The sequence below is a fragment of the Massilia sp. CFBP9026 genome (genome assembly GCF_034045165.1).
GTDB classification, from domain to species: domain Bacteria; phylum Pseudomonadota; class Gammaproteobacteria; order Burkholderiales; family Burkholderiaceae_D; genus Telluria; species Telluria arenae.
The window spans coordinates 89,415-103,697 of record NZ_JAXCWH010000008.1; the positions used below are offsets into that span (position 1 = coordinate 89,415).

A 14,283-nucleotide genomic window follows, 5' to 3' on the forward strand; every position below is an offset into this window, starting at 1 on the left:
TCTTTGAATCCCTCGCAGGCCGCGTCAAACCGGCCTGCGGGCGCGCATGCGCGTTCGCGCACGGCGTGCGCCCACTGCTTCAGCTTCACCACAAAGGACCACGATGACCATGACTACCCCTGCCCTGGAAGCGAACGGCGTGACCGTCGCCTACCAGTCCACGCCCGTGCTCAACGAGCTGTCGCTGCGCGTCGCGCGCGGCGAGATCTACGCTCTCCTGGGCGGCAACGGCGCCGGCAAATCGACCACCATGAACACCTTCCTCGGCTTCACGGTTCCCCGCTCCGGCAGCGTGCGCGTATGCGGCATCGACGTCGCCGCCGATCCGCTGGCGGCGCGCGGCCAATTGGCCTATGTGCCCGAGAACGTCGCCCTGTACGAGCACCTGGACGCGCGCGAGAACATCGAATACTTCCTGCGCCTGGCCGGCAGCAGCTGGACCGACGCCACCATCGACGAGGCCCTGGACGCCGTGCGCCTGGATGCCTCGGCTTGGCGGCGCCGCCTGGGCGGCTACTCGAAAGGGATGCGCCAGAAGGTCGCGATCGCGCTGGCCGTGGCGCGCCAGGTGCCGGTGCTGCTGCTGGACGAACCCACCACCGGCCTCGATCCGCAAGCCACCAGCGAGTTCAACGCCCTGCTGCAAGACCTGCGTGCACGCGGCAGTGCGATCTTCATGGTCACCCACGATTTATTGGGCGCGGCCGAGGTGGCGGACCGCATCGGCTTTCTCGAGCGCGGCCATATCAGCCACGAAGTCACGGCCAGCGGAGACGAACGCTACGACGTGCGCGACCTGTACCGGAGATATGCGGGAACCAGCCAGACAAAGGATGCGGCATGAGCGCCACCCTGATGCAGGCGCTGCCCGCCATCGCCCGCAGCGAATGGCGCGCCATGCTGCGCAACCAGGTCGCGGTGGCCGCCGGCATCCTGATGCTGGCGCTGACCTTGGCCGCGATCCTGGTCAGCCATGAACGTGTCGACGCCGTGAACGCCGAGCGCGCGCGCTTTCAGGGCACGGCCGACGAACAGTGGAATAGCCAACCCGACCGTCACCCGCACCGCGTGGTGCACTACGGGCATTACGTGTTCCGTCCATTGAGCCCCCTCGCCTTCTTCGACTTCGGCGTCGATCCCTTCACCGGCAACACGCTGTTCCTCGAGGGCCACCGCCAGAACAGCGCCAACTTCAGCGACGCCGGCCAGTCCTCGGTGCTGCTGCGCTTCGGCCAGCTCACGCCGGCCTTTGTGCTGCAGGTACTCACGCCCTTGCTGATCGTGTTCCTGGCCTTCGGCAGCGTGGCGCGCGAACGCGAGCGCGGCCAGTTGCGCCTGCAGATCGTGCAGGGCATCCCCGGCGCGACGCTATTGCTCGGCAAGCTGGCCGCGCATGCCGGTGTGGCGCTGCTGCTCGGCGCGCCCGCCTTCGCCGCACTGGTCGCGATCGCCCTGCTGCATCCGGCAGTGGCGCCGCAGGCGCTGACGATGCTGCTCGGGTATGCGCTCTATCTGCTGCTGTGGGTGGTGGTGGCGGTGCTGGTGTCGAGCAGCCTGCCGCGTGCGCGCGACGCCTTGCTGGCCCTGGTGGCCGGCTGGATCGTCACCGCGATCCTGCTGCCGCGCGTGATGCCCGACTTCGCCGCCGACGATGTCGGCCGGCCGAGTCGCATCGAGACCGAAGTCGCCATCCAAGAGCGCCTGGCGGCGATCGGCGACAGCCACAATCCCGACGATCCCTATTTCAATGCCTTCCGCGCGCGCACGCTGGAGAAATACGGCGTGCAGCGGGTCGAAGACCTGCCGGTGAACTACGGCGGCCTGCTGATGGCCGAAGGCGAACGCATGACGAGCGAACTGTTCGACGAGTTCATGCGCGCCGACTTCGCGCGCCAGCGCCAGGAGAACGCCATCGTGCACTCGGCCAGCCTGTTCAGCCCCGTGATCGCGCTGCGCCGCATGTCGACCGCGCTGGCTGGCACCAATCTCGACAGCCATGCGCGCTTCCTGGTCGAGGGAGAAAAATACCGCTACGCCTTCGTCCAGTCGCTCAACGGCCTGCACGCCAACGTCGTTTCGCCGCAAGGCGCCGGCGACGAACGCATCGACAAGCATCACTGGGACGACACGCCGCGCTTCGGCTATCCACCCGTACCCTTTGCCGAGGTGGCGGCGCGCCACGCCTGGCCCGCCTTCGCCGTGCTGGGCGGCTGGCTGCTGGCCCTGTTCGGCGCCGCTTACCCGATCGCGAAACGCCTCGAAAGGAAGGCCAAATGAACACGCTGAAATTTGAACTGCGCCAGGTGGCGCATTCCAGGCTGGCGGTCGGCGCCATCGTGCTGCTGGCGCTCTTGTGCGCGTTGTCGGTCTGGACCGGCCTGCAGGCCGTGGGCCAGCAGCGCGCGGCGCTCGAGCGCATCGCGGCCAGCCATGCGCAGGACTACGCAGCCATCGCCGCCAAGCAGCTCAAGGGTGGCGCGGCCGAAGCCGGCTCGGTCGGCTACTACCTGCCACACCTGACGGTGAACCCGCCATCGCCGCTGGCCTTCGTGGCCATCGGCCAGCGCGACCTGCAGCCGCAGGCCTTGCGCGTGCGCCTGCTCGGCCTGCACTCGCAGCTGTATGAATCCGAGGCCATCAACCCCGAGCTGGCCATGCCGGGCCGCTTCGACTTCGCCTTCGTGCTGGTCTTCCTGGCGCCGCTGTTCGTCATCGCGCTGATGCACGACCTGGTGTCGAGCGAGCGCGAAGCAGGCCGCCTGCGGCTGCTGGCGTCGCTTCCTGCCGCCGCCGCCAACACCTGGCGCCGCCGGGTCGGCTTGCGCTATGGCCTGGTGTGGCTGGCCACCCTGCTGCCGCTGGCCTGTGGCGCGCTGACGGCCGGCGCCGGGTTGGCGGGCTTCGCGGCGATCGCGCTGGTGGCCACGCTCTATCTCGCCTTCTGGTTTGGCCTGGCGAGCTGGGTAGCGGCGCGCGCTCGCACCTCGAGTAGCGCCGCCGCGATCCTGCTGGCCTGCCTGGTCGGCCTGACGATGATCCTGCCGACGCTGGCCGACGCCGCGATCGCGCGCCTGTCGCCGGTCTCCAAGGGCGTCGAGCTGGCGCTGGCGCAGCGCCAGGCCGTGCACTCGGGCTGGGACATCCCGAAGCCGGAGACATTCGAAAAATTCTTCCGCACCCACCCCGAGTGGAAGGACACGCCGCCGGTCGAAGGACGCTTTCACTGGAAATGGTATTACGCGATGCACCAGGCCGGCGACGATGCGGTGGCCGCCGACGTCGCCCAATACCGCGCCAGCATGCAGGCGAGGGAAAGCTGGACGGCGCGCGTCGGCCTGCTGCTGGCGTCGGTGAACGTGCAGGTGCTGCTGCATCGCCTGGCCGATACCGACCTGTTGGCGCAGCTGGCGTACCAGGATCGCATCGCGGCGTATCACACGCAGCTGCGGCGCTTTTTCTATCCGTATCTGTTCGAGGAGCGGGCGATGACGCAGGACGATCTGGCGCAGTTGCCACGGTATGAGCATGTGGCGGTGTCCGGTCGCCTGCCGGTGGGCCAGCTGCTGGCGCTGGCGGTGCTGGCGTTCGCATTGCTTGCGATCGGTTTACGCAAGCTGCGCGCCCCACGCTAACGCCATTTTTTCGTTACCCCCAAAACATCGTCCCCGCGAAGGCGGGGACCCAAGTTTCTCCGCATGCCACTTAAGCAAATCCAGGTGGCTGCGCATACTAACTTGGGTCCCCGCCTGCGCGGGGACGACGTGGTATGGCTAACTAAATGTTGGAGGCCGCGAACTAGCTAGCCTCCTCACCCCATCAGAACTCTTCCCAACCGTCTCCCACGTCCGCTGTTTCGGTCTTCTTCGGCTTCGCAGCGGCGGTCGGTGCGGCTTCCGCCTTTGGCTTGGTCGATGCTGCGGCCTTGGCCGGCTTGGCGGCCGCCTTCACCGGCGCCTTCGCCACCACCGCCGGCAAGGTCGTGGTCACGCGCGGCGCCGCAGCGCTGGCGCGGCTGGTGACGGCATTGGTCAGCTTGAACGCGCCCACGGTATGCGCCAGCGCGGTCGCTTCTTCCTGCAGCGAGGCCGCCGCAGCCGACGCCTCTTCCACCAGCGCCGCATTCTGCGTGGTCACCTGGTCCATCTGGGCCACGGCGCCGTTGATCTGTTCGATGCCGGCGGTCTGTTCCTGGCTGGCGGCGGTGATCTCGGACATGATGTCGGTCACGCGGTTCACGCTCTGCACGATTTCCTGCATCGTGGCGCCGGCGCGTTCGACCAGCTCGGAGCCGTGGTGCACCTTGTCCACCGAGTCGTCGATCAAGAGCTTGATTTCCTTGGCCGCTGCCGCAGAACGTTGCGCCAGGCTGCGCACTTCGCCTGCCACGACCGCGAAACCGCGGCCCTGCTCACCGGCGCGCGCCGCTTCGACTGCCGCGTTCAGCGCCAGGATATTGGTCTGGAAGGCGATGCCGTCGATGACGGCGATGATGTCCACGATGCGGGTCGACGAGGCGTTGATCGCGCCCATCGTCTGCACCACCTGCTCGACCACCGCGCCGCCCTTGCCCGCCACTTCCGAGGCCGAGGTGGCCAAGGCGTTCGCCTGGCGTGCGTTATCGGCGTTCTGCTTGACGGTCGAGGTCAGCTCTTCCATCGACGAAGCGGTTTCCTCCAGCGAACCGGCCTGCTGCTCGGTGCGCGAGGACAGGTCCAGGTTGCCGGCGGCGATCTGGCTCGAGGCGGTGGCGATGTTGTCGGTGCCGGTGCGGACCTGGCTCACGATCTTCACCAGCGAATCGTTCATCTCTTTCAGCGCCTTGAGCAGGCGGCCGGTCTCGTCGTTCGAGGTCACTTCGATGGTCTGGGTCAGGTCGCCCTTGGCCACGGCGCCGGCGATCGCGACCGCCTGCTCCAGCGGACGCACGATGGCGCGCACCAGCACCCAGCCGACGAAGGCGGCCATGATCAGGCCGAACACCAGGCCGGCCAGGCAGACCGCGCGCACGAGCTCGAAGGTCGATTGCGAGGCCTGGTATTCCTTCAGCGCGGCGTCCTGCTGCTCCTTGACCAGCTTGGCGCCGAGATCGGCCACCGGCAGGTACAGCCTGGTCATCTGGCCGTTGAGCAGGGCAATGGCGCCGGCATTGTCGCCGCCACGAATCGCGGCCATGGCCGGGCGGATCCCCTGCTCGACGAAGGCCTTGCGCGCCTCGGTGAACTGCTCGTACAGGGCGCGCTCGGTATCGGTCATCGGCAGCTGGCGGTAGCTATCGAGGATTTTGCTGATCACCACGATATTCGCGTCGACCGACTCCAGCGCGGTATTGCGCGAGCCGACGTCTTCCAGGTTGACCGCCTTGGCAACCGCCAGCTGATTGGTGGTGATCAGCTGGGTGACCTGACCCACCTGGCTCAGGCCCACCAGGCGGTGGTCGTACATCTGCTTGAGTTCGGTATTCGCGATGCCGAGGTTATAGATGCCGATGACCGCGCCGGCGATCAGCTCGACTGCCAGGAAGGCGATGACGAAGATGAGGCGCGACTTGATGCTGAGATGTTTGAACATGATTCGCTGGCCTTAAGCCCATGGATAAAAAATGTGGTATCCATTGGATTATAGAAACATTGTTCCCTTTATGGGAAGCATTGAGTATTTCCTTGCGTTATGACTCATGTTCCGTCGCCGTGCAGCAACAGATATCCGACAAGCCGGCGATCACGCGATCAACCTCCGTCAATATGCGTTGCGCGCATAAGCAAATGTGACATTAACACTACGGCAAGGCAACTTTGCCGATAGAATGGCGCGATTCCCTGCTTCAACCCAAGTGTCATGACCTTTCCCGTTCTCCTGAACCTGGCCCTCGCCCTCGCCATCTGCGCACTCCTGTATGGCATGCAGGCCCGCCATGCGTCGTTCACCAAGCGCGTGTTCGCCGGCCTCGGCCTGGGCGTTGTGCTCGGCGCCGGGCTGCAGGCCGTGTATGGCGCGGGATCGAGCGCGATCGTGGCGACCAATGCCTGGCTCGACGTGATCGGCAGCGGCTACGTCAAATTGCTGCAGATGATCGTCATTCCCCTGATCATGGTCTCGATCGTGCAGGCCATCTTGAAACTGCGCGACGCCGCGTCGCTCGGCAAGATCAGCACCCTCACCATCGGCATCCTGCTCGTCACGACCGTGGTCGCGGCCATCATCGGCATCGCGATGGCCAAGCTGTTCGGCCTGTCGGCCGTGGGCCTGACCGCGTCGAGCGCCGAAGTCGCGCGCGGCGAATACCTCCAGGGCAACCTGGCCACGGCGCAGCAGTTGTCGCTGCCGTCGCTGCTGCTGTCCTTCATCCCGGCCAATCCCTTCCTCGACATGACCGGCGCGCGCAAGACCTCGACCATCGCGGTGGTGGTGTTCGCGGTCTTCATCGGCATCTCGGCCGTCGGTATCGCCGGCAAGAAGCCGGAAGTGTTCCAGTCCTTCAGCGGCTTCGTGCACGTGGCCCACGTGATCGTGATGCGCATGGTGACCCTGGTGCTGCGCCTGACCCCGTTCGGCGTGTTCGCGCTGATGGCCAAGATGGTGGCCGGTTCCAGCCTGCAGGACATCCTCGGCCTGCTCAATTTCGTGGTCGCCTCGTATGCCGCGCTGGCGCTGATGTTCTGCGTGCACCTGGCGATGGTGGCCGGCGTCGGGCTCAACCCGCTGCGCTACGTGAAGAAAATTTTCCCGGTACTGGTGTTCGCCTTCACCTCGCGCACCAGCGCCGGCTCGATCCCGATGAGCGTGGCGACCCAGACCGCGCGCCTGGGCACGCCGGAAGGCACGGCCAATTTCGCTGCCTCGTTCGGCGCCACGATCGGCCAGAACGGCTGCGCCGGCATCTATCCGGCCATGCTGGCGGTGATGATCGCGCCAACGGTCGGCATCGATCCATTCACGGCAAGCTTCTTGCTGCCACTGCTGGCGATCGTCGCCTTCGGTTCGATCGGCGTGGCCGGCGTCGGCGGCGGCGCCACCTTCGCGGCCCTGATCGTGCTGTCGGCGATGGACTTGCCGGTGGCGCTGGCGGGCCTGCTGATCTCGGTCGAACCGCTGATCGACATGGGCCGTACGGCGCTCAACGTCAGCGGCTCGATCGCGGCCGGCAGCGTCACCAGCCGGGTGCTGGGCCAGACCGATATGCGGGTGTTCCAGGACGACGCCGACGTCAACCTCGACGGCGAAGAACAGGCCGTGTAAACATCTGTAAGCATCGCCGCGGGCGGCAGCAATCGTGCGCTGACGCCATGCCGAATCCGTCATGATGACGCCATGTTAACTTTTCGGCGGACGAAGATGGAACAGAAGTGGCCACAGGAAATCTGGCTGGTCAGGCACGGACAAAGCGCGGGCAACGTTGCGCGTGACCTGGCCGAAGCCGCCGCCGGGCACCGCATCGACATCGCCGATCGCGACGTCGACGTGCCGCTGTCCGAACTGGGCGAGCAACAATCCGAAGCCCTTGGCGCCTGGTTCGCGGCCCTGCCGCCGCATCAGCGTCCCAATGTGGTGCTGCATTCGCCCTACGTCCGCGCCGCCGAGACGGCCAACATCCTGATGCAGCGCCTAGAGCGCGACGAGCTGCTGTGCGTGCTGGCCGACGAGCGCCTGCGCGAGAAAGAATTTGGCGTGCTCGACCGTCTCACCACGCACGGCATCGCCCACCACTTCCCCGACCTGTACGAGCAGCGCCAGCACGTCGGCAAGTTCTATTTCCGCCCGCCCGGCGGCGAAAGCTGGTGCGACGTCATCCTGCGCCTGCGCAGCGTGATGGACACGCTCGAGCGCGACTTTTGCGGCGAGCGCGTGCTGATCGTCGCCCACCAGGTCACTGTTAATTGCTTCCGCTACCTGTTCGAGCATCTCGACGAGGCGAAGATCCTGGAATTCGACCGCGCCGGCGACGTGCCGAACTGCTCGGTCACGTCCTACGAATTCGACCCCAATAAAGGCAAGCGCGGCGACCTGGCCCTGCGCCTGGTGAACTTCGTGGCGCCGCTGGAAGCGACCGGCACCCCGGTCACCGTCGCCAAGGATTTGCCGACCTCGCCCAAGGCTTGACGCCCCACCATGGATTCCAGCAATCACACCGTGCACGACGTCGACGCCGCCTGCCTGGCGGCCTGGCCGCTGCCTCAGCCGCAGGCCGAGGGCGACAAGGAATTGCGCGGCCACGTGCTGGTGCTCGGCGGCTCGCGCGAAATGCCGGGCGCCATCATCCTGGCCGCCACAGCCGCCCTGCGCGCCGGCGCCGGCAAGCTGACCATCGCCACCGGGGCCAGCGTGGCCCAGCTGGTGGCGCTGGCGATGCCCGAGGCGCGCGTGATCGGCCTGACTGAAAACGACACCGACGGTTTCCACCTCGACGCCCTGGACAGCCTGGATCCGCTGACCGACAAGGTCGATGCGGTGCTGATCGGCCCCGGCATGCGCGACGCCCCCTGCACAGCGCGCCTGGTACACGCGCTGCTGCCGCGCCTGGACGAAGCCGGCGTCGGCCTGGTGCTCGATGCCTGCGCGATGGACGTCATGCTGCACATGCCGCACGACTGGCCCGAGGGCAAGCCGATGCGCTTCGCGCGGCCCGTGATCATGACCCCGCACTGCGGCGAAATGGCCCACCTGACCGGCCTCGAGAAAGAATGCATCGTCGGCCAGCCCGACGCTCCGGCGCTGCAGGCGGCGCGCGACTGGAATGCGGTGATCGCGCTCAAGGGCGCGCGCACGGTGATCGCGACGCCGGACGGCACGCTGTGGCAACACGAAGGCGCGGGCAATATCGGCCTGGCCATTTCGGGCTCGGGCGACGTCCTGGCCGGCATCATCGCCGGCCTGCTGGCGCGCGGCGCACCGCCGGAACAGGCGGCTTGCTGGGGCGTGGCCTTGCATGCGCGCGCCGGCGACCGCCTGGCAGCGCGCCTTGGCACCTTGGGATATTTGGCGCGAGAAATTTCTATGGAAGTGCCCGCGCTGCTGGAAGAGATCGCCCGCAACGATCACATCAAGCGCAACGCCGATGACAGGAACATCCGGCCGGTACCGGGAGACGAACAGCTGGGTGCCTGACGCCCGGTGAAAGAAAACTCTGTAAAAAATGTTACGGAGTTTCGCAAGAGTGCGGTATCTAACGAACCGGCAGCCGGGCATCCGGTCTAATGGGCACAGTTGGATTGAAGTACGCACCGGGGCCGCGTATTGCGTCGGTTCCCTGAATGTTCCGCCCTTGAATTGCAAAGTGTGGAACTAACTGGCGCCGCAGACCTTCCAGCGCCTCACCACAATGAGCTGGAAACTGCGGCACAAAGATAGACGTAAACGAGGAGTTTAAAAATGAATGCAATGACCAAAGCACCAAAAATCCTGCTGACCGCCGCCGTCCTGGCTTCCCTGCTGGGCGCCTGCAAGAAGGACGACGCAGCGACCACCACCACCCCGGCCGACACCTCGGCGACCATGCCAAGCAGCACCTCGGGCGCCACCGGCACCACGGGTGACGTGGGCACCGGCGCAACCGGCACCGGCACCACCGGCACCGGCACCACCGACATGGGCACCAGCGGCACCACTGGCGCGACCGGCACCGCAGGCGACACCAGCGGTGCAACGGGCACCACCGGCGCCACCGGCACCGGCACCGCGGAAGGCGCCACCGGCACCACCACCACCGATCCGGCGACCACCACCACGCCGCCGACCGGCACCACGGGCCAGTAATCGACTGGGCCAGCCACCGAACGGCGCCCTGCTCGCGGGGCGCGCTCGGGGTAGCGCTCGGGTAGAGCTCTACGCGATATCAGCACCCGGCCCCTCACGGCCGGGTTGTTTTTTTTCAGGCCTGCACCTGCCGCAGCCGGCTAGCCCGTCGTGCGCTTTTTCGTTGCGACGTCGCGGATCAGATTCTCCACCATCGTGAAATCGGCCGGCTTGGTCAGGTGATGATCGAACCCCGCCTCGCTCGAACGTCGCCGGTCCTGCTCCGCCCCCCATCCTGTCAGCGCCACCAGCGTCGCGTCTTCCATGCCCGGGATACGGCGCATCGCCTCGGCCGCCTCATGGCCGCTCATGTCGGGCAGGCCGATATCCAGGAACACCACCTGCGGCAGGTCTTCGCCGGCCAGGCGCAGCGCCGCGGCGCCGTCGTTGGCGACGCTGACGGTGTGATCGTTCATTTCGAGCAGGGCCTGCAAGGTCTCGGCCGCGTCGACATTGTCGTCCACCACGAGGATGCGCAGCACGCCGCCCGGCGTGGCGGGGACCGGCGCGGTCGCCGGCGCGGGCGCGGCGGCGAAGGGCAGCCCAGCCAGCGCATCCTGCGGCAACGGTAGCCACACCGTAAACTGGCTGCCCATGCCGGCGCCGCCGCTGCTGGCCGCCACCCGGCCGCCGTGCAGCTTGACCAGGCGCTGGACCAGGTTCAGGCCGACGCCCAGCCCGCCCTGCGCCATCTCGGTGCCGAGATGGGCCTGGGCATACATGTCGAACACCGTCTCGAGCGCCGGCGCGGCGATGCCGATGCCGTTGTCCGATACGGTGATCGCCACTTCCTGCGCCTCGACCCGCGCCGCGATCTCGATCGCGCCGCCCTGCGGCGTGTATTTGGCGGCATTGTTGAGCAGGTTGCTCAGCACCTGCGCCACGCGGTGGCGGTCGGCGTGCAGCGCCAGCGACGCGTCGGGCGGACGAACGGTCAGCGCATGCTTGCGGGCCTCCATCAGCGGCATGCTCATGTCGACGGCCTCACGCACGACGTCGGCCAGCCGCACCCGCTCGAGCTTCAGAGTGACCTTGCCCTCGGCCAGGCGCGCCATGTCGAGCAGGTCGTCGACCAGGTGCACCATGTGGTCGACCTGGCGCCGCATGATGGCCTGCACGTCACCGCTGGCGGCGCCGATGCGCATCAGCTCCAGCCCCGAACGGATCGGGGCGAGCGGGTTGCGCAGCTCGTGCGCCAGGGTGAACAGGAAGTCGCTCTGCGCGCGGTTCTTCTGTCCCAGCTCGCTGGCCAGGCGCTGCAGTTCCTGTTCGGCGTGCTTCTGGCTGTCGATGTCGAGGGTCACGCCGTCGAAGCGTTCCGGCTGGCCGTGCTTGTCCAGGCCGCACCAGCCGATCGCCCGCAGCCAGCGCGGCGCGCCGCCCGCCATGGTACGAAACTCCAGGTCGAGCGGCGCGCCTGCGCGTACCGCGTGTTCGACACTGGCGGCCAGCCGTTCCCGGTCTTCCGGGTCGACCGCCGCCAGCAGCGCGTCGACCGAGGCCGGGCGTGCGCCATCCAGGCCGAAGTGCACGGCCATCTCGGCATTGATCTGGAACTGCGTAAACGGCGCGTCGGCGTACCAGACGCCGATATCGCCCGCCTCGGACACCCGCTCGAAGCGCTCCTGCAAGGTCTTGCGCACCTGGATGTCGATCACCGTGCCGACGAAGCCGTCCGGTTCGCCCGCCGCATTGACGCGCGGCAGGCCGGAGTCGATGAACCAGCGATAGCTGCCGTCATGGCGGCGCAGGCGGTAGTCGAACGAGAACGGCGCGCGCGCCGCATTCGCGGACAGGAAGGCTTCGCGGGCGCGGTCGCGCTCCTCGGGGTGGACGTTCTCGAGCCAGCCCAGGCCCAGGTCCTGCTCCGGCGTGCGGCCCGTGTAGTCATACCAGCGCTGGCTCAGGTAGGTGCACTGGCCGGTGTTATCGGTAGTCCACAGCATCGACGGCGAGGCGTCGATCAGGGCCCGCACGTGGGCTTCGCGCGCCCGCGCATCGCGTTCCATCTGGCGCCGCTCGCGTCCCATTTCCACCTGGGTGCGCACCCGCGCCAGCAGCTCGTTGGCCGAGAACGGCTTGACGAGGTAATCGTCGGCGCCGGCCTGCAGGCCCTCGACCTTGGCTTCCTCGCCGGCGCGCGCCGACAGCAGCATCACCGGCAGCAGGCGCAGCGCTTCGCTGGCGCGGATCTGCGCGATCAGGCCGAAGCCATCGAGCTTCGGCATCATCACGTCGCTCAGCAGCAGATCGGGCGGATCCGCCAGCGCGAGTTCGAACGCCGCCTGGCCATCGGCGCATACGCGCACCTCGGCATGCGGCTCGAGCAAGGCCTTCAGGTAGGCCCGCATATCGTTATTGTCGTCGGCGATCAGGATGCGCGGGCGCCCCTCCCCACCCATATCGATCGGCGCCGGCTGTCCTTCGCCGTGCGCAGGGTCGTCGGCGTCCGGCAGCCAGCGCAGCGCTTCCTCGACAAAGGCCGAACCCATGCGCTGGCGGTCTTCCATCGTATCCGGGGCTTGCAGGATGCGGTCCTGCGGCAGGTGGGCCTGGCCGAACGGCAGGTCGACGTCGAAACGCGTGCCTTCGCCGAACGTGCTGGACACGGCGATGGTCCCGCCGTGCAGGCGCACGAGTTCCTGGATCAGGGCCAGGCCGATGCCGGTGCCTTCATAGGTGCGCCCGGGCGCGCCCTCGATGCGGTGGAAGCGCTCGAACATGCGCGGCAGCTCGTGTTCGGGAATGCCGGTGCCGGTGTCCCGCACCGACAGCCGCGCCATGCCCTCGTGTTCGCGCAGGCTGATCGTGACGCCGCCGTGCAAGGTGAACTTGAAGGCGTTCGACAGCAGGTTGAAGACGATTTTTTCCCACATATCGCGGTCTATATACACCGGCTGACCCAGGTCCTGCAGTTCGATCCGGTATTCCAGGCCGCCCTTGGCCATGGCCGACTCGAACACGCCGGCCAGGTCGAGCGTGAGGTGCGCCAGGTCCACCGCCACGTAGCTGGCCTGCACCCGGCCGGCCTCGATGCGCGAGAAGTCGAGCAGCGAGTTGACCAGCTTGAGCAGGCGCAGCGCATTGCGGTGGGTGACCTCGATGCGCTTGCGCTGCGCAGCGCTCATGCTGTCCGCGTCATCGGCCAGGGCGTCGTCGAGCGGACCCAGGATCAGGGTGAGCGGAGTACGGAATTCATGGGACACGTTCGAGAAGAAGGCGGTCTTGGCGCGGTCGATCTTGGCCAGTTCTTCGGCGCGCCGCTGTTCCTGCTCGTAGGCGAGCACATTGCCGACCGCGGTGTTCACGGCCGCGCCCAGCAATTCATAGAAATTGCGGTAGTCGGCGTCGAGCGCGCGGCGCACGCTCACACCGGCGACCACGAAGCCGAACAGCTCCTGCTGGCCCGGCAGCGACAGCGGCAACACCAGGGCCGAGCGCGGCGGATCCTCGTAGGGTCCGCAAGTCATCCCGGCCAGGCGCGCCGCGACGTCGTCCACCTGTGCGGCAGCATGCGCGGCGGCGCAGCGCGCGAATGGCCAGAAGGCGTCGTCCAGGGGCGCCGAACCTGGCGCCAGCACGCCATGCGGCGGCAGGCCGCCGCCGCCGCGCAGCTCCAGCATTCCGCTGTCCTGGTCGATCTGGTAGAACAGCAGGAACGGCACGTCGGCCTTCATGCGCTCGACATGGATCGTCAACTGCTGGCCGATCTCGGCCATCGAACGGGTCGAGGCCAGGCTGGCGGTCAGGTCGCGCAGTCCCTGGGCACGGCGCGCGCCCAGCACCTGGGCCGTGGTCTCGGTGATCGGGTGGAACACCCCGCCCACCGTCCCCGACTCGTCGCGGATCGGCGAGAACGAGAAGGTCATATTCGCCTCCTCGAGGTAGCCGCTGCGGTCCAGGAACATCTGCTGGTCCTTGATATAGGCGCCCTCCCCCTGGTGCGCACGCTCGAAGGCCGCGCCCACCACCGGCAGCGCCGAGGCCCACACCACCTTGAACGGCGCCCCCATCGACGCCGGATGCAGGTCGCCGCAGATCGGGCGGTAGGCGTCGTTATAGATCTGGATGTCGTCCGGTCCCCAGCACACCAGGATCGGGAAGGTCGAGGACAGGCACAGGCTGACCGAGGTGCGCAGGCTCTGCGGCCAATCGGACAAGGGGCCAAGCGGCGTCTGCGACCAGTCCATGCTGCGGATCAGTTCACCCATTTCGCCACCGCCGGCAAGCCAGTTCAGGTCGGAATCGCCCAGGACGGGGGAAGATGGGAGTGCGGACATGGGGAGACCTAAGGGCGGAAGATAGAAAACGGGATTCTTGAGAAACTGTGTACTGCAAGGCAAGTAGTTCAGCATCGAATTACCGACAAGCCGCCCGCCATTAGAACATAACAACAGGAAACACTAGCGCGACACCTCGGATCCGGTGGCGAGCGCACCGAACCCGTTGCTAAAAAGACACGGCCAGCGCGTGGCTGGCCGTGTCGGGTGCAGC

At 67.2% G+C, this 14,283-nt stretch carries 9 protein-coding genes; 7 read left to right on the top strand and 2 right to left on the bottom strand.

Annotated elements, in window-relative coordinates:
- The first annotated feature begins 109 nt into the window (after positions 1-109).
- The 3 genes from SOM28_RS19615 to SOM28_RS19625 are packed head-to-tail and all read left to right on the top strand — an operon-like array spanning position 110 to position 3,632.
- Positions 110-844 carry an ABC transporter ATP-binding protein gene (locus SOM28_RS19615; protein WP_414675183.1) on the top strand — a complete coding sequence of 245 codons (735 nt, stop codon included), beginning with the start codon at positions 110-112 and terminating at the stop codon, positions 842-844.
- Entirely contained in the window at positions 841-2,277 is a 1,437-nt protein-coding gene (locus SOM28_RS19620; protein WP_320469147.1) for an ABC transporter permease, read from the top strand. Before SOM28_RS19615 ends, SOM28_RS19620 begins: the two co-directional genes overlap by 4 nt.
- Positions 2,274-3,632: a DUF3526 domain-containing protein gene (locus tag SOM28_RS19625; protein WP_320469148.1), complete on the top strand. Its 1,359-nt coding sequence runs from the start codon at positions 2,274-2,276 to the stop codon at positions 3,630-3,632. The genes SOM28_RS19620 and SOM28_RS19625 overlap by 4 nt, the downstream gene beginning before the upstream one ends.
- Before the next feature lie 184 nt (positions 3,633-3,816).
- Here the strand turns inward: SOM28_RS19625 and SOM28_RS19630 are convergent, their stop codons facing one another.
- Entirely contained in the window at positions 3,817-5,568 is a 1,752-nt protein-coding gene (locus SOM28_RS19630; RefSeq protein ID WP_320469149.1) for a methyl-accepting chemotaxis protein, read from the bottom strand.
- A gap of 267 nt (positions 5,569-5,835) precedes the next feature.
- Here SOM28_RS19630 and SOM28_RS19635 point away from each other — a divergent pair, with 267 nt between their 5' ends.
- The 4 genes from SOM28_RS19635 (at position 5,836) to SOM28_RS19650 (ending at position 9,750) form a co-directional block, all read left to right on the top strand.
- Positions 5,836-7,236, top strand: coding sequence for an L-cystine transporter (locus tag SOM28_RS19635; protein ID WP_320469150.1), 1,401 nt, complete (start codon positions 5,836-5,838; stop codon positions 7,234-7,236).
- Positions 7,237-7,332: 96 nt separating this feature from the next.
- The gene (locus SOM28_RS19640; RefSeq protein ID WP_320469151.1) at positions 7,333-8,097 is read left to right on the top strand and encodes a histidine phosphatase family protein; all 765 of its coding nucleotides are present in this window, start codon (positions 7,333-7,335) and stop codon (positions 8,095-8,097) included.
- Between the two features lie 9 nt (positions 8,098-8,106).
- A complete protein-coding gene (locus SOM28_RS19645) occupies positions 8,107-9,102 on the top strand; it encodes an NAD(P)H-hydrate dehydratase (protein ID WP_320469152.1) in 996 nt (331 codons plus the stop codon).
- A 264-nt stretch (positions 9,103-9,366) separates the two neighbouring features.
- Positions 9,367-9,750: a hypothetical protein gene (locus tag SOM28_RS19650; RefSeq protein WP_123072126.1), complete on the top strand. Its 384-nt coding sequence runs from the start codon at positions 9,367-9,369 to the stop codon at positions 9,748-9,750.
- Between the two features lie 140 nt (positions 9,751-9,890).
- On the opposite strand, the gene SOM28_RS19655 is transcribed toward SOM28_RS19650, so the two are convergent.
- The gene (locus SOM28_RS19655) at positions 9,891-14,069 is read right to left on the bottom strand and encodes an ATP-binding protein (protein ID WP_320469153.1); all 4,179 of its coding nucleotides are present in this window, start codon (positions 14,067-14,069) and stop codon (positions 9,891-9,893) included.
- Between the last annotated feature and the right edge of the window lie 214 nt (positions 14,070-14,283).